This is a genomic window from Paenibacillus phyllosphaerae (assembly GCF_014192105.1).
GTDB lineage: Bacteria > Bacillota > Bacilli > Paenibacillales > Paenibacillaceae > Paenibacillus_Z > Paenibacillus_Z phyllosphaerae.
The window spans coordinates 114306-135269 of the sequence record NZ_JACHXK010000003.1; the positions used below are offsets into that span (position 1 = coordinate 114306).

Here is a 20964-nt window from a genome sequence, read left to right on the forward strand (position 1 = left end):
AGGCATGCGCTAACCCGCCTGGCTTTGGTCTCCATGCCCAAGCAGGCTGACCTTTTTATCATACGCTGTAGGAGAAATTCCCTAGCGATATATAGGAGGGGTACGCGTATGGTCCAGAAGAAAACCATTCTTCGCAAAAGCAACGACGGTCTCGTCCCGGTTCGGGTACTGCAGCGAACAGCCCGGAAGATGCTGCCTTTCTATCAGGCGATTGCAGCCAGCCAAACCTATGCGATGAAGTGGAGCAAGGCCGTTACAACAGCGGATCTCGACAAGATGGCAAGCCTGCTGCGTGCCGTATCGCCTAAAATTAACTTTGAGCAGCTCGGATCCAACAGCATCGGATATTTCGTGGCTTTCCCTTCAGGTGATCCCAGATTCCTGTTAACGAATGGCACGACGATTCTACCGGGTTCCACGCAGTCCGTCTTTGAGGTGCGCATCCATAGGGCGATCGCCCGTGCGGTGTTGCCGCTGTACCTGAAGCTTGCGCGGGATTGCAGCTTTGCGGCGGCTTTCAATAAGGCCGTGGGCATGGGCAATGATAAAGTTGTTAGGCAGATGGTCCGTTCCGTGGTTCGTACGCGAGCCTTGATCTCGATTGGAACAGGGGTAGAGGAGGGCGGCGTATCGCTCACCTTCAAGTACAATTCAACCGAATTCATCTATCGGAACCTGCTATTCCTGGATACCGTATAGCGGCGGTTATGCCGCACGATGATCCAGAAGAACATCGGTAAGCGGGGATGGAATAATCTTGCGCAGCAAGAGCGGGTGAGAACGAACGAGGGAGTTCAACGCGAATGGGGGCTGGCTGCTCGGCACTGCTCCCTGACTCAAGAAACGTATGTCTTCAGGAGCAGATTGCCGCTGAACAGCCCCCGTCAAGTAGACAGTATAAAAAATAGAACTCAATCAAGCGGCCTTCGTCCTGAATTCCATTGGTCAGAGGTCGTTTTATTTTTGCTTGCAATCGTTCGTTGTTGTAGAAATGGCTATACGAATGATGTCCTTTTCATGCTCCTCAAAAGTGTGGTACGTGTGCAAATAATACTTTTCGCATTTTAAGGTACCCCCAATGATTCCATCGGGCCGTTATCGATGCATCGCCCCACTCGAGACATACTCTGAGAAATCTTGCTTTCTTCCAAGAGCGCTTTGAAGTCCAGCGACGTGTATTGGAGGCCCCTATCGCTATGAGGCATTGGCCTGCTTCCTGGAACTGTCGCAAGGCTAGTTTCAACGTCTGGAATATCAGGGGATTGTTATTGGAACGCCTTAATACGTAATGGACACTGCCATTTCCATAACGTCGGGTTGTAAATGCTGTATTGCTGAAGTTTCTCAGAAGCCGAGTAGGATCGTCTTTGCATAAAAAAGCCCCCTTACGGTGGTAATAAATGAAGAATCAATTAAAGAGTAAAGTTACTGTTATTTTAATAATACGCTGTTTTCGTAAATATTGTTGCTTTCAGGGATTGCTCGGTGTTCTTAAAGGATATGCTCACTATTAAGAGTTCTTTAAGCAAAGTTTATTAAGCTAACGGGCAGCATTCCTATATTGAAGAAATACGAGGTTTGAGAAAGAAAAAGACTCCTTGGTATGATGTTAATGGGTAATCGATGCTGGCCAGCGACCGGATCCAAAAACAAACCAAGGAGACTACAAAATGAATTCTACTCAAAATGATCGAATTAATCAAATCACTTCTTCTACCTTAATTGTCGGTGTAGACATCGCAAAATTCAGACATGTGGCTCGCGCACAAGACTACCGCGGAGTGGAGTTCGGGAAGCCCATTACGTTTGAGAACAACCGTGAAGGCTTCGAAATGTTCGTTGGCTGGTTCAGAAAGATTGCGACGGAGCAAGGGTTCCAGGACGTCATCGTTGGCATGGAGCCGACCGGTCACTACTGGCTGAACCTGGCCCATTTTCTAAGCGAACAGCACGTTACGTGCGCTGTGGTTAATCCGCTCCACGTGAAGAAAAGCAAAGAATTGGATGACAATTCGCCAACCAAGAATGACATCAAAGATGCTAAAGTCATCGCGCAGCTCGTCAAAGACGGAAGATACGCCGTACCTAACCTTCCCCAGGGCATCTATGCCGAACTAAGGGAAGCGATGAAAATTCGCGATCATCTGTCGACTGACTTGCGTGTTGTGCAAGGCCGCGTCCATAACTGGTTGGATCGGTATTTCCCCGAGTTTCTAACGGTCTTTAAGGATTGGGAATGCAAATCCGCACGTCAAATGCTCAGTCTTTGTTTGTTGCCGCATGAGCTGGTCTTGGAGTCTGAGGAAGCCTTGCTGAGTCATCTCAGACAGGTTGCCAAGCGAGGTCTCGGCATCGAACGAATGAGAAGTCTGAAAGCAGCGGCAAGTCGTTCTGTTGGTATACGAGAAGGGACCGCACTTGCAAAACTCGAGCTTCAACTGTCGTTAACGCAGTACGAGTTGCTTGAGAGTAAGTTTGAAGAGCTTGAGGCAAGGCTGGATGAGCTATTGGGGCAAATCCCACAGGTGAAGCAACTACTGGCCATTAAAGGAATTGGTCGGGACAGTATAGTCGGTTTCCTCGCTGAAATTGGCGACATTGAGCGTTACCGGCATCCCAAACAGATCATTAAGCTTGCAGGCTTAAACTTAAAAGAAAACACGTCCGGTAAACACAAGGGACAAACGAAAATCACGAAGCGAGGTCGTAAGCGGCTGCGAGCGCTGCTATTTCGCGTCATGATGCCACTGGTGGCGAAGAACCGAGCGTTTAAGGCCTTGCATCAGTACTACACCAAACGGCCAGATAATCCGTTGAAAAAGATGCAGTCGCTCATTGCGCTTTGCGGCAAGCTGGTTCGAATTCTCTTTGGTGTCTTGAAAAAAAGGGCATCGGTTCAGCGAAGTAAAGATGTTGCAGGATATCCCACGGTTCACGGAAGTGTCGTTAGCGGCTTAAATTCATGTTTTTCATAGAAGACGAACGTAAGTAACAAAGGTACAGACAATTGAAGCACGGATGAGTCGGAACAGCGTTAACATACGGACGAAGATCCTGTCGGGCAGCATATCCGGCCTCCACCTCATGGACAGGTTGAATGAAGGAATGTGGGAGCGAAGACTCTGTGAGACATGGGAGGGTTGACCTCCATGAAGCGATGTGGAGATCCAAAGGTGCAACCATAAATCTCCAGAACGACCACTTTTTAAAACGAGTGGTCTGGGTGGGTATGCTTTTTTTTACCTTCCTCGACCCATATTCTTCATCTTCTACAACCTTGTTCCATTCAGCTTTTGCTCCGTACGAAAGAAAAACGTTCAAAACCTAAGAAAACAAGTTTATTTAAGAGTAAAACGATTCTCCATAGAGGGAGTTTAGTTATAATAATACTCTTCCCATAATTAGGAACTTAATTTGATATAATTATGTAGAATATGCAAGCCATAAAAGCTATTCAGTACAGGGAAGGGAGAATGTTATGGTAGAGGTTTATGAAATAAAAGATAAGCCCGATTATTTCGAAAGAGCTGTACAATTTTTTTGGAATCAATGGGGCACTGAAAAGAACTTTAAGTTTTATCACGATTGTATGCTTCATTCAATAAATACTAATAGTGAATTACCAAGCTTTTATATAGCGATAGAAAACGAGTCAATTATTGGTACATACGCTTTATTGCGTAATGATTTGATTTCTCGACAAGATATATTTCCGTGGCTTGCTTGTTTATACGTATCCCCAGAACAAAGAGGACGGGGAATTGGGTCCCAATTAATGAAACATGCTCTTCAAGAAACGGATAAAAAGGGTCACAGCAAACTTTATCTTTGTACAGATTTGAACGGATATTATGAGAAATACGGCTGGATTCATATTACTAATGCATACATCTTTACTGGTGATGAGACAAAGGTGTATGAAGCCTCGACGTTCAACTAACGAAGAACTTTAGTTCAATGATCCTGGAGCAGTTTGCCAACTCGGCAGTCTGCTTCTTTGTGTCGTTAAGATATGAGAGGAATGCGCTAATACTAGGAGGAATACACACGCTAACCCACGAATATCTCAAATATAGGGATTTATAGGAGGTATATAGTGGGGTTTATTCTTGTTTCGATACTAGCAATAGGTATATGCCTGGCCGTCTTAGTATTATATTATTTTGTTCTCCCGAGTAAGGACTTTATCTCGACCAGCGCAGTCCCAAATTCATATGTTATTCAATCCTCGAATAGGATGGACATTCAGCATAATATTATGAATGCGCCGCATTTTCAAGCGCATACGTGCTGAGACATTTTGGGGTAGAGTCGGATGGTAACATGATCTATAAAAACTACCCTAGAAAGTTATACGATGGAACAGTTACCCCTAAGGGCATTCTCTCGTTCTTTAAGAAGCTAGGTTTTGACGTCTTTTTTTGCTCTGGAAATGTTGATACCTTAAAGAAACAAGTAACTATGGGTATTCCGGTCATTGCGTTTATAAGAGTTTTACCTAATCAAAGGTATTTGCACTTTGTACCAGTCGTTGGATATGATGACGAATACTTTTACTTGGCAGACTCTTTGGAACACACCATCAACTGTAAGGAAACCTGTTATAACCGAAAAGTATCAATCCATGATTTTGAGGCGTTATGGAAGACATGGGTACCATTTTGTAAAAATACGTATATCGTGATACGTCCAAATGTAACGGCAACGAGCTAGTCTAACCTCTCCCGCTCGCGAATAAAAAATACCTCTAACTCATTAAGCTATCTGGGAACGTTAGTTCCATACAACCACACATTATGAGGCTGCCGGTTAAGATCGGTGGCCTCATTGAGCTATCGGGCAGGAAAATTCAATAAAGCAGGTTGAAATGGTATGATTAGATTAGACATTTTACCAGATAGTGGGGGTTTGAATGATTGATTTCCTATACCATTATTTCGATGATTCCGTAGGACCTTTTCGTAATTTGTCTGATTTGGAACCCGAAGAAGCTGAACGAGTTCTTAATGAAATTCGGATTGAGAAAAAAGGGTTTGCGAGTAAAAGATCAATGGACTATCTTACTATTCGACGAAGCCTTGAAAAAAGAGCAAGGGAATTATTTATGAAAAAAGGCGGAAAACCTATTCGAATTTATCCCCATTACATGACTGTTGGAGAGTGTCCGTGGCTCTTGGAGTGGTTTGAGAAAGGTAAGGTACTTCGAATCCCAATTACAGAATTCGTTCCACTGACCATAAGTTTTACGTATGGAGATTTGTTTCCAACCATGAGGTATCAAGATGGGAAAAAATATCGAGGTCAGGTATATACGTTAAATGAGATTTACCATCTAATTGATGAATTCGGATTACCACAAGAATGGAACAGTCAGGGGAAAGATGGGCCAGAGAGGTACATAGAAGTACAAGTTTGGGATGATAAACCATTAACCTCATGGTTGCGCTAACTGGAGACGTTAGTTCAGAACCATCCAGGAGCAGCTTGCCGCCGCGCAGCTGCTCTTCTGTCGTTTAGCTATCGGGCAGCATTCCTATATTGAAGAAATACGAGGTTTGAGAAACAAAAAGACTCCTTGGTATGATGTTAATGGGTCCACGATGCTGGCCAGCGACCGGATCCAAAAACAAACCAAGGAGACTACAAGATCAATTCTACTCAAAATGAACGCATTAATCAAATTACTTCTTCTACCTTAATTGTCGGTGTAGACATCGCTAAATTCAAACATGTGGCTCGCGCACAAGACTACCGCGGAGTGGAGTTCGGGAAGCCCATTACGTTTGAGAACAACCGTGAAGGCTTCGAAATGTTCGTTGGCTGGTTCAGAAAGATTGCGACGGAGCAAGGGTTCCAGGGCGTCATCGTTGGCATGGAGCCGACCGGTCACTACTGGCTAAACCTGGCCCATTTTCTAAGAGAGCAGCACGTTATGTGCGCTGTGGTTAATCCGCTCCACGTGAAGAAAAGCAAAGAGTTGGATGACAATTCGCCGACCAAGAACGACATTAAAGATGCTAAAGTCATCGCGCAGCTCGTCAAAGACGGAAGATACGCCGTACCTAACCTTCCCCAGAGCATCTATGCCGAACTAAGGGAAGCGATGAAAATTCGCGACCATCTGTCCACTGACCTGCGTGTAGTGCAAGGCCGCGTTCATAACTGGCTGGACCGGTATTTTCCAGAGTTCCTCACGGTTTTTAAGGATTGGGAATGCAAGTCCGCACGCCAAATGCTCAGCCTCTGTTTATTGCCGCATGAGCTGGTTACGGAGTCGGAGGAAGCCTTGCTGAGTCATCTCAGACAGGTTGCCAAGCGAGGTCTCGGCGTCGAACGTATGAGAAGTCTGAAAGCAGCGGCAAGCCGTTCTGTTGGTATACGAGAAGGGACTGCGCTTGCAAAACTCGAGCTTCAACTGTTGTTAACGCAGTACGAGTTGCTTGAGAGTAAGTTTGAAGAGCTTGAAGCAAGGTTGGATGAGCTTTTGGGGCAAATCCCACAGGTGAAGCAACTATTGGCCATTAAAGGAATTGGCCGGGACAGTATAGCCGGTTTCCTCGCTGAAGTTGGCGATATTGAACGTTACCGGCATCCCAAACAGATCGTTAAGCCAAACGAAGATCACGAAGCGAGGTCGTAAGCGGCTGCGAGCGCTGTTATTTCGCGTCATGATGCCGCTGGTGGCGAAGAACCGAGCGTTTAAGGCTTTGCATCAGTACTACACCAAACGGCCAGATAATCCGTTGAAAAAGATGCAGTCGCTCATTGCGCTTTGCGGCAAGCTGGTTCGAATTCTCTTTGGTGTCTTGAAAAAAGGGCATCGGTTCAGCGAAGTAAAGATGTTGCAGGATATCCCACGGTTCACGGAAGTGTCGTTAGCGGCTTAAATTCATGTTTTTCATAGAAGACGAACGTAAGTAACAAAGGTACAGACAATTGAAGCACGGATGAGTCGGAACAGCGTTAACATACGGACGAAGATCCTGTCGGGCAGCATATCCGACCTCCACCTCATGGACAGGTTGAATGAAGGAATGTGGGAGCGAAGACTCTGTGAGACATGGGAGGGTAGACCTCCATGAGGCGATGTGGAGATCCAAAGGTGCGACCATAAATCTCCAGAACGACCACTTTTTTAAACGAGTGGTCTTGGTGGATATGCTTTTTTTGCTTTCCCCGCCCCATATTCTGCATCTTCTACAACCTTGTTCCATTCAGTTGTTGTTTCGTACGGAAGAAAAACGTTCAAAACCTAAGAAAACAAGCGTATTTAAGAGGAAAACGATTCTCCATAGAGGGAGTTTAGCGTGGTTTTTCAGGATAGCTTCGTTTTAATTGCAGACAAGATATTGAGCATATATGATCAGTTATAGGAACTGACGAAAGGAAAATTGATTTCATGAAGAAATTATGGACTGATTTCAACGGTCCTGATCTTGAAAAGCTCAGAATACCTGATGACGAATTTAACCACTTCGAATTGTCGGAAGGTCAGAAAATTATTCTTTATACAGAAGATATCGAAGGTGAAGCAATCGTTGAGTACGATCACCAACAAGCGTCATGGGTAGGGAAATTAGTTGGGGGAGTTATTATTGTCTCTAAGGAAATTGAAGTGGCGAGAGAAGACGGATTTGAAAATGGAAGATATTTGGCATTTGGACAACTAAGGATAACATTGCCAGGAGAATGAAAGAGCTTAAACTTTCAATAGAATTAATTCATCAGGTAACTGGACTTAGCTATGAAAGGATACTTGCTTTAGGCTAATACCATTGAGCTATCTGGGGACTTTAGATCAATGATCCAGGAGCAGTTTGCCGCCGCGGTAGCTGCTCCTTCTGTCGTTAAGTTATCGGGCAGGGTACTTCGAATACTTGTCATTAATCAGGAAATTCGTTTCAATTAAAAAGATCCACCCTACATCTTATAGGTGTGGATCTTGTGATTGTACTATATGTTCTAAGAAGGGCGATTTGCCGGAAATGAATGATATTGATTTGGATCAGCCAATTCTACTCCAAATTGTCGCTGATCTACGTGGCCTATGGGGTCTTTCAGAAGTTCACGACCAATTAGAATCAAGTCGGCTAGGCCATTGTGTAAAACCGCTCCGGCGTGCTCAGGTCCATTGATGAGCCCGATATTGTTATAAACCGGATATTAAGTCGTTTTCATTTCAGTCTCATGACTTGAGCGTTTATTCCCTTTGTAAACAAAATAAAGTGCAATGAACATAAATAGTATCGCAGTCATACGTTTCCAATCCAACGGTAATACTAAACTATTGAACCAGCCGAAGTTATCGATAAACATTCCAATTACAAGTTGGCCAATAATACCGGCTATGCTTGTTGCTATCACCCCAATTCGTGGCACGGCTATTACAGTCAGTAATAAGTACATAGTGCCTAGAAATGCGGCGCTTAATTGCCATTTAGGCGCTTCAAATAATGCCGACAGATTCCCTTGACCAAAAAAGAGAATAAAGACTGCAAGGAACATCGTTCCTGTAATAAAGGTTAAAAGTGTAGTTTCAAGTGTTCCAGCATTTCGACCAAAAGCACCATTTATAGATGATTGAGCGCTTAATGTGATACCGCCTAACAATGTGAATAAAATCATAAGAATAATCATTATAGGGCCTCCTAGTTAATTAGAATGAGTGAAATAACCATTGCAATAAGGGCAAATATTTTTTCTTTATTGATTTTTGATTTCATGCTACCCAGCCAGCCAAAATGTTCAATAACCATACTCATAATCATTTGACCGATAATTATCGCTGCCATGGTCATTCCAATACCAACAAAAGGAACACTGACCACGATAGAAGTTAAATAAACAACACCTAAGACCCCTCCGAGCATTGTCCATTTTGGTGCTTTGACTACATATGAAATATTTCCTTTACCGAAGAAAATCCAGAGTAAGCCCACGATTATTGAACCCATAAAGAAATTATAAAAACTAGTCTCCAGTTCACCGATGTGTTTTCCCAACTCACCGTATATGGCTCCTTCAAAACTGAGTGCTGCCCCTGCTAATAAAGCAAGTACATACGATAAATAACGTATCATTTCAGATGTTCTCTCCTTATATCTCTATAATTATATATCTAGAAATATCGATATATCGATTTAAAAAAACAGAAATCATCATTGAGCTCATATTTCTGTTTCAAAGTATTCGGTTATCTGACGAATGACTTCTTCATTACGCCGATAATACGTCCACTGACCATGACGAATAGATTCGAGCAAACCAGCTTTTTGCATCATATTTAAGTAGTGTGAGATCGTAGATTGAGAAGCATTCGCTTTTTCTTGAATATCCCCTACACACACTCCTCCTTTGTAACTTACCTCCTTTGGCAAGTGAGCACCTTGTTTAGGGAAATGCTTCTCGGGTTCCTTTAACCACTGCAATATGTTTAGTCGAGTTTCATTCGATAATGCTTTGAAGACGTCGATTGGTTTCATGAGGGGATTATATATCGAGTAATTTCGATATGTCAACTCGATTGCAATTTTTAACAAGAATTCAAAATTGGAAGATGGAAGACTAAGCTAACTGAGAACGATAGCTCAACAAGACACGACGGCACACGATCGGCTGCCGTTCGTTGTTGAAGTAAGGAGCAGTTGAGCTCAATGAAATTGTGTTAAAATGGAATAAATGTATATGGGGGAGGATGGTAATATGAGCTCTTTGGCATTCCTAAAACAATCAAAGGTAAAATATCTGTTATTGCTGCCTTCCTCCGTTATTACAATAATTGTTCTTTCGAGTTCTTACATTTCGATATTCGGTTTTGAATACCAACATCGCTTTAGAGAAGAGTACATTGGTCCAAGTACATATTCAAAAATGATTGGGGTTGGAATACTTGTCGGTTATCTCATACTGACCTATATTTTGACATGGTTCTATAATCGGGACATAAGTGAAACAGTAACGTGGCTATTGAGGTCATTGTTTAATACCTTAGTTATCGTTATTGTAGGGGTCATATCAAGTCTTCCGTTGCTCTTTCCAGCTTACTTTTCTCTTTTAAACTAACGAAGAACGATAGCTTAAAGAACACAGCGGCAGCCGATCACAGATCTGCTGCCGCTGTTCGTTGAAGTAATGGGCAGGATAATACCAATATATGTTAATTGCCATTTGTGTGAATATCAATAGGGAGTAGTCCTGCGTGGTGGAGTAGAGGCAATGAAATCCCATAAGACAAATCTCCTATTCCACGATATAATTTTGGGAAATGCCACATTATGGTGGAGGTGTCTGAAAATGGAGTTTGCGGTTCGTAAAATGCGAATAAGTGATATTCAACAAGTCCAAAATGTTGCAAAAACAAGTTGGAATGCTACCTATAATGGGATAATACCAATTGAGGTCCAAGAACGTTTCCTGGAGTCTGCTTACAATGATGAAATGATGAGTAGACGCTTGGAACGCTCGCATATTTACGTTGCTGAACTTAACAAGGAGATAATCGGATTCGCCAATTTTTCATTTGTAAGAAATGATGGGAAAGTTGAATTGTCTGCTATTTATCTTTATCCAGAGTATCAAGGAAAAGGGATAGGCTCAGCACTGCTAAAAGAGGGAATTAATGAGTCCCAGTACGTTAAAGAAGTCTTCATTAATGTTGAAAAAGAAAATATTATTGGAAGAAAATTCTACGAGGCAAAGAAGTTTCAAATTGTAAAAGAGTTTGACGATGACTTTGATGGGCATATTCTAAAGACAGTTCGTATGGTATTAAAATTATAGTGTAAGCCTTTAGCAACTTACTTACATCATTAAGCTAACTGGGAACGATAGTTTAACAGAACAGGGAGCAGGTCGCGTCAGCGCTGCTCCCTGTTTCATTAGAGTAACAGGAGCAAAATTCCAGTTTATGGTATTATAGTGTGTAGTTATAATAATCAAATATCCTTAGGAAGGAAGTGCGAACTTGCGAAACAGAAAGTATTGGACCCTCCTCCCTCCTTTCTTGTTGGTTGCAATATTTATGGCATTTTATTTACCAAGGGAATTGAGACCAGTTACATTAATTGTTCCAGTATTATTTTGGGGAGCTTATTATATGTGGGGATATATCGAAAAAAATAAGCAAAGAAAGAACTATTAATTTCGCTTTCGAAAGGCACTAGGGCGTTACGCTAACTGGGAACGATAGATGAATAAACCCGTGATGGCAGCCGGTCGCAAGATCCACTGTCTTTGCTGAACTGGCGGGATAGTTTGATTATAGTCTTTGTTTACTCCACGCATGTGGTAAAATATTCTAATAACTTAAGGGTGTGTCAGCACTAATTGTAAAGGGGTTACGAATTATGTTCGAACTGTCTCAAAGTCAATTTCAAAGAGCTATTCCACTTCTTGAAAACGGCCATCCTCACCCCGAGGTTCTTTCCATTCTAGAAAATAATAATCCTGGATGGGTATTCTCTGACCAAGTAAACTCACCAAGGACCGCATTAGTTTGGAGTAAGGGTATGAAGGGACATTACCTTATTGGAGACGAAAACAATGAGGTGTTTTTAGGGAATTTGCATGACTTTCTTACCAAAAACATTGCACCAAGAATGAATGGACTTGGGATGAACTATTTCGAAGTTTCGGGCCATCATGAAAAATGGAACCTGAATTCGTTATTTTCTTCAAAAGACGACCTACAGTGCTGGGATCAAATCGTGTACGAATTATCAGCTTTTGAGCCTTGTCTGAAATACTCACTTGGTAATTTCCAGGCATTGAGTTTGCGATCGCAAGAATGGAGGATACGCAATTTCCTCAATAAGGAATTTGTATATGCTCATATTAATCAATTTTGGGATACCGAAGAGGACTTTTATGAAAAGGGTTATGGTTATGCGGCAATCGTGGACTCTGAAGTCATCGGCGTTTGTTACTCCAGCTTTGTCACAAAGGAAAAGCATGCGGTTGGAATTGAAATACTCCCCAAGCACCACCAAAGAGGGATAGGGTCTAATCTGGCAAGTCTGGTGGTCAACGATATCATCCAGAATGGCTATTCCTGCTATTGGGATTGTTCTTTGAACAATGATGCTTCGAGTAAGTTAGCACTACGACTTGGTTTTAAGCAGACCCACCAATATCAGTGTGCAGGTTTTTCACTGTAAATACTATTTGTGGCCATTGAGCTAACTGGAGAACTTTAGTTCAATGATCCAGAAGCCGCTTGTCGCTTAACTAACGGACAATCGAATACTTCTACAATAGCCCACAGTGTATATTAATCTATACACGACGGTAGCCGAGAATTTATCATTCGTCTACCGTTTGGCTTTAATATATCGTTCTCAATCACGGGCGTAATCCGCCGATCGTGTAACCGCCATCTACGAGTAAGCTTTGACCAGTAACAAAACGAGCGTCCTCGGAGAGAAGCCAGACCACGACATCCGCCACGTCTTCAGATTGCCCCACCCGCCGTAAAGCTCATCATTGCATCGAGTGCTCCCTCGGAGGCTGCGTAGCCTGAAGTACCCGGCATTGCCCCATGCGCCGTCCACGAAGAGGTGTTAACGAACGCCCCCGCTTTCCACATTCGAGCATCGCTGCGATCTCGTATTTTAGACAGGCGAACACACCACGCAGATTGACCGACATCAGAGTATCGAAATCTTCAAAGAATAATGAGTGTATCGGTGAGAACGCACCAAGAATGCCGGCGTTGTTCCAAGCCATATCCAGACTTCCAAACGTATCCAGCGTCTTGTTTACAAGTACTTCGACCTGACGAGGTTCGGCAACGTCAGTCTGAACAGCGAGGGCTCTGCTTCCCTGAGAGACAATTTTTTCATAAACTTCTTGAAGTTCTTTCGCTCGTCGACCAGCTATGACGACATTAGCGCCTTCCCTGCCGAGCCTTAGCGCTGCAGCACGGCCCATCCTGATGAAAGAATGGGGAGAGCTTTATAATGAACGAGGAAGCCAGCGTCCTTATACCTCGGTTGATTGACCTCGCGTTCCCAGCCTAGCCCCTTCCGCTTTACTTTTAGGGTGGGAGGGGTCCTTGGGTTATGTCCTTAAGCGGCCACGAACAGACCTTTTCTCCACTTTCACCCTCATGACCGTCAAGGTAACGAATCATAAAGCTGCTTTGTATCAGTTGTTTGCCCAATAGATTACGCTAACTAGTGACGTTAGCTCGTAATTACATAAGCCAGCTGGTCACAATGACTGGAAGAAAATAGTTGACAACTAAACGTCGGATAGGTTATTTATTTATTAATAAATAAATTCACTTGAGGGAGATGAAATGTAATGGCGAAAGTAATTTCAGGAAGATACTCAGCTCGTATGGATGGGGATTTCGTTGTTTTTATAATAGGCATGCGAATCAATCGGCTCTGGGCCATACATAAGTGGTTGCCGGTCTTTAAAGCAATGGGGCCCATGCTGCAGGAACTTTATACCAATCGCAAGCTCGGCTTCCGCGGCACGGAGTTTATGTTCGGATGGCGCAGCGTCCATCTACTCCAATATTGGGAATCTTATGAGCAACTGGAGGCTTATGCCCGCGGTGGGCAGCATCTTATAGCATGGAGGAATTTTAATCGCAAGGTCGGAACGGATGGATCCGTCGGAATCTACCATGAAACCTATAAAATCCGATCGGGTGAATATGAGTGCGTATACGGCAATATGCCGGTGTTTGGGCTCGCGAAGGTGTCGGAGCATGTACCGGCTGTTGGGCATATGGAAACGTCGCGCCGCCGCATGGGCGGGAATAATGAGCCCGCCGTACCGACGCCAAGAAACCCTCATTAACCGTCAATCGTCAGCGATTCCTACGGCTGAAACAGCAAATATCTAAACAAGAGGCCGACCATCTCGTTGGTCGGCCTCTAATGATCATGGGTTCGATCGTGAACACCATGCCTCCCTTAATACGGGGGCCTTCGCCGGCCGATGCCATGCGCGAGAAGGTCGCGCACGACGCCGAAGCCGTGGCGAAGAAATGCAACAAATGCCTCCTAGTCAATGGTCGCGATATACCAACGGCCTTCCTTGTCCTTGAGAAGGGAGATGGTATAACCTGCTTGGCGAACAATACCGTCCTTTAGCAATTCGTATTCGATCCCGACATCCGCTCTAGCAGTATCACGAGGGTAAGAGATCGGGTACTCCAGCTTGGTGAACCGATACGAGCCCTCGTGCTCCAGCAAGTAATCATAGTAATCGGCGTGCGGCGTTTGCAGCGTCTTGCGGAAGGCAGTCTTGTCTGAGGACGCGATCGCCCGCAGGCATTCCTCCACAAGTTGATAGATATCGGATTCCTCTTCGTTCTCACCTTGCGGGAATTCGATTTCCATGCCGGGCTGGAACGCGGCGGGATCGGCCACATAGCGGAGGGACCTGGCGGAGGCGAGCAGATCGGGAAGTTCGGCGGCTTGGTCCTCACCGGGATAGCGGAGTCGGATAGCAAAACTGCGGCCATGGTCTGTCAGCAAGATGTAATCGGTATAGATCCCGTCCTCGCCTCGTTCCGTACCTACATATTCATGATACTTAGACAGCAGGGGATTGATGTAGCTGCTGTAGGAGATCTCTGAAGGGACCTTATCCGCGTCAAGGAGCGAGAGCTCGACCTTCGGATCCTCCTTCCCCCAGGCTAACCCTTCTTCCTGCTTAATCTCCTTCATTGTTTCGGGAATGTAGAAGCCGTAAGGCCGCATCGTGTCTTTCTTAAAATAGGCTGGCGTATTCCCGCTCTCCAGACTGTCCATCCGGTCGGAGCCTTCATAGTAGGAGACGCCGCCTGGGAATAAATCTTCCCTATCCTGTGGCGGCTCATCTGCCGGTTGAGCAGGAGGGGTCCCATTGGCGGCTGTCTGTGCGGGAGTCTCCGCAACGGAGCTGCCGGCGGCCTGATCTGGTAAGGCAACCGATAGTTCCTTTCCTAACTCGTTCTTTGGCCCGCAGCCAATAAATACGATGAACGCGAGCAGCACCGCTCCCGTGGCTATCCGTCGACGTCTTGAATCCATCTCTCATCACCTCTGGTTCATAGACGAGGGAAGCAAGAATTATGTTCCTTAAATTGGAAGAGAATAAAACTGACAGGCAACATAACGCAACAAAGTTTCACGGTTATTCGTCAAAGAAGTAGCCAAGCGATTAGCTGACGCGGAGGTTAAAAATGAAGAGATCAATAAAAAGCAAAGCAGTTGTCATACTAATCGTAATGACTTGTTGTATCCCCTTTCTATTATGTTGGTGGTTTTATTCTATCGTTCATTCTCCGATGGTTCCGTATGAATGATGAGCTGTCTATACTAGGATTCCGAAAGCGAAATCATAACAAAACAAGCTGACGCCGGTCATGTCCGGTGTCAGCTTGTTTTGTTATCTTAAGGAAATACGATCGGGAACTGCCCGTCGAATGTATCGAGCAGCTCGACTAGCGCTTGCACTGTCGCGAGGTCGCCGGAAGCGGTAATCGTGCCTTCCTCGGCAAGGAGCTCCTTGCTCTCCGGTTTCATAACCCTATGTTAAAACTTTCTAAACATGAAAGTTAATTTATTAAACTACCATTCTGAAATGCTTACATATATCTATGTAACTTCCATTATCTACATGAAAACGAAGCGATTCCGGCGTAGCTCCGCATTTTTTGTCGAGAAATCCACTTTCCTGTTTACGATTGTTTCACGCTGCGATAACAGAGTTGAACAGAATTTCATTTTACGCAGCCTTATATTAAGTTAGTAAATCACATTAGTAGGAGGGGAAAGTGGAGTGAGGAGAAGTATGAAGCTGACCAACCGCATGCTGGTGGTGTTGATGCTGTGGGTGTCGGTATTCGCGTCAGCCGGATATTATGTTGTGCAGCGCGCGGAAGCCGAGACGGCAGCCGTGAATGTGTTCGCGGCCCCGGGGGTTACCGCGTCGGCCAACGGATACGTGTCGACGGAAGTTGCGCCGGATCTCGCGATCGACGGCCATCTTGACAGCGGCAAGTGGATGGTTGAGGGTGACGTCAGCTTGCCTGCAGCGGATAAACCGTACTGGCTCAAGGTCGATGCCGGTTCGGAGGTTACCGTACAACGGTTCATCGTTGCCCATGCGGGCGCGGGCGGTGAACTCGAATCGTTCATTACGAAGGATTTTACGATTGAGGCAAGCAGCGATGATGAGACTTGGACTCCGGTTGTTACGGTCACGGGGAATACTTCCGGTCTGACAACGCATGATCTTGAGGAACCGGTCCAAGCAAGATATTTCAAACTTGCGATAACGAACCCGGGCGACCTTGATCAGGAGACCGGTCATTACGCAGCTCAGATTTACGAATTCCAAGCCTTCGGGTTCGCACTAGATCAGTCCGAGGAACCGGGAACAGGTGTAACCGCTGATCCGATTGCGCTTCCTGCCGGCGTTGCGCAATCGGCCGTCGGTAACGTGAACGGCTTGCTGGCCGAATATTACGCGGGTACGGGCTCGGGTAACAATTTTGGTTTCGGCGCCTATAAAGCGACGATGATCGATCCGCTCGTCAATTTCACGGATCTCAATCCGATCTTGGCGACCGCTACAGGCGGTGAGGATGGCGCGAACGTCCGCTGGTCGGGACAGATCATGCCGCCAGAGACCGGTGAGTATACGTTCTACATGATGGGCGACAACGGATTCCGACTGTGGATCGACGATGAGCTTGTCATCGACCATTGGGTGAATGACTGGGATAAGGAGCAGATTAGCGTACCTATCCAACTGGAAGGCAGCCGTAAATATAAGATGAAAATCGAATACTTCGAAGATTACGGCGGCGCGAACTTGTACCTGCGCTGGTCGACAGCGACGATCGCGAAGGAAATCGTGCCGAGCAATGCCTTCTTCCTTCCTGCGGATTATACGGGCGCAGCGTCGGGCTTCGTAGCAGCCGAAGGCAATGAACTTACGCTTACGATGCTGTCGGAGCTCGCAGCGCTTCCTGCCGAAGCGGACAAACATATCGCCGTGACGGCAGACGGGATTGACGTTGCGGTCGAGAGCATTGAGGCCACTACGTCCAACTTGCAGCTGAAGCTTGCGAAAGCCATCCTCCCTGGACAGCGAATTGCGGTCCGTTATGACAGTGAAGCCGGCATGCAATATGCCGACGGAACGGTGATCGGCGGTTTTGCTTTTACGCCTGTCAATCTATCCAACGTGGAGGACTACTCGCCGATCGCCATCGCCATGTCGCTCTACGGCAGCGCGAAGACGAACCGGTCGTTCGCATGGTATACGAATTACAACCGTCCTCAGAGTGCGCCGGCCAATGCGACGGACAGCATCGTCGAGGTTGTGCCTGCGATCGGGACATTCGACGCGCCGGACGTGCTGCGTTTCATAGGCAAGCCGGAAGAGACGCGGATTCTGAATAATCTCAAGATCACGAGCAGCACGACCGGATCGTTCATCAGCCATAAGGTGCTGGTCGAAGGCTTGACGCCGGGCACAGCTTACAAATACCGCGTCGGCTCCGACGGGAACTGGAGCGATGCCGGTTATTTCACGACGGAAGGCGAGCAGGAGAAAAACTTCCATTTCTTGTATCTAACGGATTCGCAAGGGTCGAACTCGCAAGATTACACGGTCTGGGCCGATACGTTGAACCAAGCGACTCAGCGTTTCCCGGATTCGAAGTTCTTGCTTATGACCGGTGACCAAGTCGATGCGGGAGCGCTTGAATCCCAATGGTTGGACTACTTCGGCAAACCGCAGAAACTGCTGATGAACCTGCCGCTGATGGCCGCTGTCGGCAATCACGAAGGCCCTTATAACGATAACTACTATTATCATTTCCATTATCCGAACAACTCGATCGATGACCCGCTGCCGCCGGGCAGCGTCTATGCGTACGACTATGGCGACGCGCACATCATGGTGCTGAACACGATGGATATGGGCTGGGATGACCGTCAGAAGGCATCGTTCAAGCAGGAGATCGAATGGTTGAAGCACGAAGTCGCGCGGACGGATAAGAAGTGGAAGATCGTGGCGTTCCATAAGGCGATCTATTCCGTCGGCAACCATGCTCTAGACAGCGACATTCTCGAACTGCGCGAGATGCTGTATCCCGTCTTCGACGAGCTCGGCATCGACGTCGTCCTGCAAGGACACGATCATACGTTCATGCGCTCGTTCCAAATGTACGACAACAAGCCGATTAAAGATGTTCAGAAGGATGCTGACGGCAATGTCCTCAATCCGGACGGCACGCTCTACATGATCAACAACTCCGCGGCGACGAAATTCTATGACATCAAGAACGGCGTGGATCACTTCTATACGGATGTCTTCTTGCAGCCGAAGAAAGCCGTCTACTCCGGCGTCGAGTTAACGGAGAACAGTTTCACCATCACGTCCTATCAATCCGGCGACGATGTACCGTTCGATGCTTACACCATCGTAAGGGAAGACACGAAGCCGAATCCGGTCGAAGGATTGGCAGCGGCGCAATCGGAAGACGGGAACCGGGTGCTGACATGGACGAAGCCGCAGGATCAGCCAGGCAACGCCATTCGCGGATTCCGAATCTATGAGACGAACGGAAAGCTTGGCGCGAACTGGAACGTGTATGTCCCCGTGACGGACGGGCAGACGAATTATCAATATGCCGTTACGGGTACCAACCCCGATCAGGCGTATCAATTCGTGGTGAAGGCCGTCAACAAACGCGATAACTCGGCCCCTGCGACCGTGACGAGCGCGGGCAATACGCCGATTGCGCCGACAGCGCCTGTAGTGGACGACGCGCACAATACGTTCGGCTGGACGAATGCGCCAGGCTATGCGGACGTAACGGACTATGAATACAGCCTCGATAATGGCGCAACCTGGAAGGCGGCGACAGCCAATCCGCAGCCGATTGCCAATGGCGATTACGCTTCCGGTGCCGTTCAGGTACGCATTGCCGCTCTAGCGGAGCTGGGCATTTCGGCAGGAACGCCGCTTATCTCGAACAAGGCCTACACGAAGAACGATACGCGGGATACGTTCCTGCTCACGGGAACGATCGAACGCGGCGATCAGATCAAAGTGGCGGTGAACGTAGAGGAACTGACTAGTTACGACGAAGAAGCCTACCTGGTTTTCCAACTCGTGAAGGGAACCAGCCCGACTCCGATCTTGATCAGCGCGGTTCCGCTTAAGCAGACGAAGATGGCCATTACGCAATACTTCAACGAGACCGACGCGGATTACAGCGTAAAGGTGTTCGTCGTTGATCAATTCAACAGCAAGCTTACAACGCCAGTCCAACTGGCAAGGCCCATTGAACTCCAATAATGGATGAGAAGAGAGGACTGCTAAGGTGAAAAAGGTTTTGGCAGCTATGCTGGCGCTGCTCTTCGTTCTGACGCCGGTGTCGGGATTCGCGGCGGCTTCCTTCACGCTCGATGTGAGCGCGGGGAAAGTGCTGCGCGGCGAAGAGATTACGCTTTCCGGTTCGGCAGCGGACGACGTTGTCGTGAAGATTATACGTCCCAACGATACTGTCTTTTATATGGATGTCATTAAGCCCGCGAATGGCAGCTACGCGGCTAAGATTACCATTCCCGTGTCTGCGGACTTTGCGCCGTACGGCACCTATCGCGTGGCTGCTAGCAGCAGTTCCGCTACGCTGACCAAGTCGTTCTCCGTCGTGGAGACATTAAGCGGAGGCGATGTCGGCGGATTGTACCCAGGTGACGGAGGAAGCACCACCCCTGACGAAGGTACGTCGCCTCCCGGCAGCTCGAGCCCCATTCCTGCCGATGCCGGACAAACCGCGAATGCGGTCATTGAGCCCGAATTAGCGGCAGATGGCAGCTTCCGATTCGGCGCAGACACGCTTGCCGCCGCAATTGCGCAAGCGCGGGATGCAGTCACGGTTGAACTGCCAGCCGATGCGGGCACGGCGGACTACACGCTGGAGTTTCCGGCGCAAGCGCTGAGCGCGTTGAATTCGGCCGAACGCGATCTCATCCTCGTATTCGGCGGAGGCTCGATCCGTCTGCCTGCAGGCGCAGCTTCGTCTGCAGCTAACGGCGGACAAGCCGGAACGATCCGCATTGTCGTGAACACTGCGCTTACCGATGAGGTGAAGCAGCAGATTAATCAGGCTGCGAATGCCTATGCGGGATATCGTTTCATCGGAGCGGCCATCTCGGTTGACATTCAACTAGTTGCAGGCGGCAGCAGCACAGCGGTGCATCAATTGGATCAACAAGCAACCGTCACGCTGAAGCTGACGGATGACCAGCAACGCTCGGTGACAAGCGGACTTGCCGGCGTGTATTACGTGAACGGCAACCAATTGGAGTATGTGGTCGGTACGGCAGATGGTGGCAGCTTCACGTTCCGGACGAACCATTTCTCCACGTATGCGGTTCTGGACTATACGAAGAGTTTCGCGGATCTGAAGGGACATTGGGCGGAGAAATCGGTCCTATCGCTCGCGGCGAGACATATCGTAACCGGCGTGGACGAGCAGCACTTTGCCCCAGCTCGGCAAATTACGCGAGCTGAATTCACGACGATGATCATGCGCAGCTTGGAATGGACAGGCAACGTGGACGTTCAAGCAGGCGGAGCATCGTTCACCGATGTCGCAGCAGGGTCGTATTATGCGGACGCCGTAGCGAAGGCAGCTGCGCTTGGCATCGTCACGGGCAATAACGGCGAATTCCTGCCGAATGCCATAATCTCGCGCGAAGAAGCGATCACGATTCTCGTTCGGGCAGCCGGCGAGTTTAATTTGACCGCCTCTAACGAAGGAAAGCCGGCTTTCTCCGATGCGGACGAGATCTCGGCATGGGCCGTCGAGGCTGTGAATCAGGCCTGGTCGAAGGGGCTCATCGAAGGCAACGGACAGCAGTTATATCCGAAGAAATCCGTAACGCGGGCAGAAGCGGCCGTGATGATCAACCGGCTGCTGCCTGCAGGAACTTAAGG

At 47.2% G+C, this 20964-nt stretch carries 17 protein-coding genes and 3 pseudogenes; 12 read left to right on the forward strand and 8 right to left on the reverse strand.

The window, feature by feature from the left end:
• The first annotated feature begins 108 nt into the window (after nt 1-108).
• The 7 genes and pseudogenes from FHS18_RS08260 to FHS18_RS08290 all read left to right on the forward strand — a co-directional run bounded on the left by FHS18_RS08260 (nt 109) and on the right by FHS18_RS08290 (nt 7693).
• Nucleotides 109-699, forward strand: coding sequence for a hypothetical protein (locus FHS18_RS08260; protein WP_183598923.1), 591 nt, complete (start codon nt 109-111; stop codon nt 697-699).
• Nucleotides 700-1670: 971 nt separating this feature from the next.
• Nucleotides 1671-2958 (forward strand): annotated as a pseudogene (locus FHS18_RS08265) (IS110 family RNA-guided transposase).
• Between the two features lie 520 nt (nt 2959-3478).
• Entirely contained in the window at nt 3479-3940 is a 462-nt protein-coding gene (locus FHS18_RS08270) for a GNAT family N-acetyltransferase (protein ID WP_183598925.1), read from the forward strand.
• A 347-nt stretch (nt 3941-4287) separates the two neighbouring features.
• The gene (locus FHS18_RS35355; RefSeq protein WP_183598927.1) at nt 4288-4713 is read left to right on the forward strand and encodes a C39 family peptidase; all 426 of its coding nucleotides are present in this window, start codon (nt 4288-4290) and stop codon (nt 4711-4713) included.
• 199 nt (nt 4714-4912) lie between these two features.
• A complete protein-coding gene (locus FHS18_RS08280; RefSeq protein WP_183598929.1) occupies nt 4913-5449 on the forward strand; it encodes a hypothetical protein in 537 nt (178 codons plus the stop codon).
• Nucleotides 5450-5647: 198 nt separating this feature from the next.
• A pseudogene (locus FHS18_RS08285) lies at nt 5648-6887 on the forward strand (IS110 family RNA-guided transposase).
• Nucleotides 6888-7399: 512 nt separating this feature from the next.
• Nucleotides 7400-7693, forward strand: coding sequence for a hypothetical protein (locus tag FHS18_RS08290; RefSeq protein WP_183598931.1), 294 nt, complete (start codon nt 7400-7402; stop codon nt 7691-7693).
• 470 nt (nt 7694-8163) lie between these two features.
• Here the strand turns inward: FHS18_RS08290 and FHS18_RS08295 are convergent, their stop codons facing one another.
• The 3 genes from FHS18_RS08295 to FHS18_RS08305 all read right to left on the reverse strand — a co-directional run bounded on the left by FHS18_RS08295 (nt 8164) and on the right by FHS18_RS08305 (nt 9482).
• Nucleotides 8164-8637: a DMT family transporter gene (locus tag FHS18_RS08295; RefSeq protein WP_183598933.1), complete on the reverse strand. Its 474-nt coding sequence runs from the start codon at nt 8635-8637 to the stop codon at nt 8164-8166.
• Nucleotides 8638-8648: 11 nt separating this feature from the next.
• A complete protein-coding gene (locus FHS18_RS08300; protein WP_221401248.1) occupies nt 8649-9080 on the reverse strand; it encodes a DMT family transporter in 432 nt (143 codons plus the stop codon).
• A gap of 87 nt (nt 9081-9167) precedes the next feature.
• Nucleotides 9168-9482: an ArsR/SmtB family transcription factor gene (locus tag FHS18_RS08305; protein ID WP_183598935.1), complete on the reverse strand. Its 315-nt coding sequence runs from the start codon at nt 9480-9482 to the stop codon at nt 9168-9170.
• 811 nt (nt 9483-10293) lie between these two features.
• Between FHS18_RS08305 and FHS18_RS08310 the strand changes: the two genes are divergently transcribed.
• Both FHS18_RS08310 and FHS18_RS08315 read left to right on the forward strand, forming a co-directional pair.
• On the forward strand, nt 10294-10779 hold the full coding sequence (locus FHS18_RS08310; RefSeq protein ID WP_183598937.1) for a GNAT family N-acetyltransferase: 486 nt from the start codon (nt 10294-10296) through the stop codon (nt 10777-10779).
• 566 nt (nt 10780-11345) lie between these two features.
• Nucleotides 11346-12155, forward strand: coding sequence for a GNAT family N-acetyltransferase (locus tag FHS18_RS08315; protein ID WP_183598939.1), 810 nt, complete (start codon nt 11346-11348; stop codon nt 12153-12155).
• Between the two features lie 184 nt (nt 12156-12339).
• Here FHS18_RS08315 and FHS18_RS34865 read toward each other — a convergent pair whose 3' ends face one another.
• Complete coding sequence (locus FHS18_RS34865; RefSeq protein WP_343060458.1) at nt 12340-12462, reverse strand: SDR family oxidoreductase; 123 nt, start codon at nt 12460-12462, stop codon at nt 12340-12342.
• A 15-nt stretch (nt 12463-12477) separates the two neighbouring features.
• Nucleotides 12478-12927: an SDR family NAD(P)-dependent oxidoreductase gene (locus FHS18_RS08320; RefSeq protein ID WP_246427537.1), complete on the reverse strand. Its 450-nt coding sequence runs from the start codon at nt 12925-12927 to the stop codon at nt 12478-12480.
• Nucleotides 12928-13302: 375 nt separating this feature from the next.
• On the opposite strand from FHS18_RS08320, the gene FHS18_RS08325 reads away from it, so the two are divergent.
• Nucleotides 13303-13809: a DUF4188 domain-containing protein gene (locus FHS18_RS08325; RefSeq protein WP_183598941.1), complete on the forward strand. Its 507-nt coding sequence runs from the start codon at nt 13303-13305 to the stop codon at nt 13807-13809.
• A 40-nt stretch (nt 13810-13849) separates the two neighbouring features.
• Here FHS18_RS08325 and FHS18_RS34285 read toward each other — a convergent pair.
• From FHS18_RS34285 to FHS18_RS34870, 3 genes and pseudogenes are all read right to left on the reverse strand, one after another.
• Nucleotides 13850-13991, reverse strand: a pseudogene (locus FHS18_RS34285) (type I methionyl aminopeptidase); the annotation flags it as partial.
• A gap of 24 nt (nt 13992-14015) precedes the next feature.
• The gene (locus FHS18_RS08330; protein ID WP_183598943.1) at nt 14016-15029 is read right to left on the reverse strand and encodes a hypothetical protein; all 1014 of its coding nucleotides are present in this window, start codon (nt 15027-15029) and stop codon (nt 14016-14018) included.
• 363 nt (nt 15030-15392) lie between these two features.
• Complete coding sequence (locus FHS18_RS34870; protein ID WP_281378690.1) at nt 15393-15524, reverse strand: hypothetical protein; 132 nt, start codon at nt 15522-15524, stop codon at nt 15393-15395.
• Nucleotides 15525-15780: 256 nt separating this feature from the next.
• On the opposite strand from FHS18_RS34870, the gene FHS18_RS08335 reads away from it, so the two are divergent.
• Complete coding sequence (locus FHS18_RS08335; protein ID WP_183598945.1) at nt 15781-19317, forward strand: PA14 domain-containing protein; 3537 nt, start codon at nt 15781-15783, stop codon at nt 19315-19317.
• A gap of 25 nt (nt 19318-19342) precedes the next feature.
• Nucleotides 19343-20962 (forward strand): S-layer homology domain-containing protein, encoded by a 1620-nt coding sequence (locus FHS18_RS08340; protein WP_183598947.1) that lies wholly within the window; start codon nt 19343-19345, stop codon nt 20960-20962.
• The last annotated feature ends 2 nt before the right edge of the window (nt 20963-20964 follow it).

Excerpts from the sequence above, each read along its gene's own strand:
- FHS18_RS08260 (WP_183598923.1), top strand. The coding sequence starts at position 109 with ATGGTCCAGAAGAAAACCATTCTTCGCAAAAGCAACGACGGTCTCGTC.
- FHS18_RS08270 (WP_183598925.1), top strand. The coding sequence starts at position 3,479 with ATGGTAGAGGTTTATGAAATAAAAGATAAGCCCGATTATTTCGAAAGA.
- FHS18_RS08280 (WP_183598929.1), top strand. The coding sequence starts at position 4,913 with ATGATTGATTTCCTATACCATTATTTCGATGATTCCGTAGGACCTTTT.
- FHS18_RS08290 (WP_183598931.1), top strand. The coding sequence starts at position 7,400 with ATGAAGAAATTATGGACTGATTTCAACGGTCCTGATCTTGAAAAGCTC.
- FHS18_RS08295 (WP_183598933.1), bottom strand. The coding sequence starts at position 8,637 with ATGATTATTCTTATGATTTTATTCACATTGTTAGGCGGTATCACATTA.
- FHS18_RS08300 (WP_221401248.1), bottom strand. The coding sequence starts at position 9,080 with ATGATACGTTATTTATCGTATGTACTTGCTTTATTAGCAGGGGCAGCA.
- FHS18_RS08305 (WP_183598935.1), bottom strand. The coding sequence starts at position 9,482 with ATGAAACCAATCGACGTCTTCAAAGCATTATCGAATGAAACTCGACTA.
- FHS18_RS08310 (WP_183598937.1), top strand. The coding sequence starts at position 10,294 with ATGGAGTTTGCGGTTCGTAAAATGCGAATAAGTGATATTCAACAAGTC.
- FHS18_RS08315 (WP_183598939.1), top strand. The coding sequence starts at position 11,346 with ATGTTCGAACTGTCTCAAAGTCAATTTCAAAGAGCTATTCCACTTCTT.
- FHS18_RS08320 (WP_246427537.1), bottom strand. The coding sequence starts at position 12,927 with ATGGGCCGTGCTGCAGCGCTAAGGCTCGGCAGGGAAGGCGCTAATGTC.
- FHS18_RS08325 (WP_183598941.1), top strand. The coding sequence starts at position 13,303 with ATGGCGAAAGTAATTTCAGGAAGATACTCAGCTCGTATGGATGGGGAT.
- FHS18_RS08330 (WP_183598943.1), bottom strand. The coding sequence starts at position 15,029 with ATGGATTCAAGACGTCGACGGATAGCCACGGGAGCGGTGCTGCTCGCG.
- FHS18_RS34870 (WP_281378690.1), bottom strand. The coding sequence starts at position 15,524 with ATGAAACCGGAGAGCAAGGAGCTCCTTGCCGAGGAAGGCACGATTACC.